Annotated in this window: 1 protein-coding gene; it reads right to left on the bottom strand. The window is 63.5% G+C overall.

From position 1 onward, the window contains the following. Window positions 1-353, bottom strand: a 353-nt coding sequence (locus QN413_RS27180; RefSeq protein ID WP_323499655.1) for a transposase, incomplete at both ends; no start/stop codon positions are given.

Below are 353 nucleotides of genomic sequence, written 5' to 3'. Positions count from 1 at the left end.
TTCTTGGTCGAGCTCGGGGCCGCAATGATGGTGGCGTCCACGATGGTGCCGGCACGCATCAAAAGGCCCTGCTCGGCGAGGTGGGCGTTGATCTCTTCGAACATCGCCTTGGTGAGGTCGTTGTCCAGCAGCAGGCGCCTGAACTTGAGCAACGTGGTGGCGTCAGGCACCGATTCGCGCGACAGGTCGATGCCCACAAAGTCGCGCAGAGCCTGGCTGTCGTACAGCGCGTCTTCCAGCGCTTCGTCGGCCAGGCCGTACCACTGCTGCAGGCAATACATGCGCAGCATCCTGGGCACGCCGATCGGCTGACGGCCTACACGTCCACTGGTCGGATACAGCGGCTCGATCAC

The sequence above is a fragment of the Variovorax sp. LG9.2 genome (assembly GCF_035018885.1).
Taxonomy (GTDB): domain Bacteria; phylum Pseudomonadota; class Gammaproteobacteria; order Burkholderiales; family Burkholderiaceae_C; genus Variovorax.
This window is presented reverse-complemented; position numbering and strand designations above follow the sequence as displayed.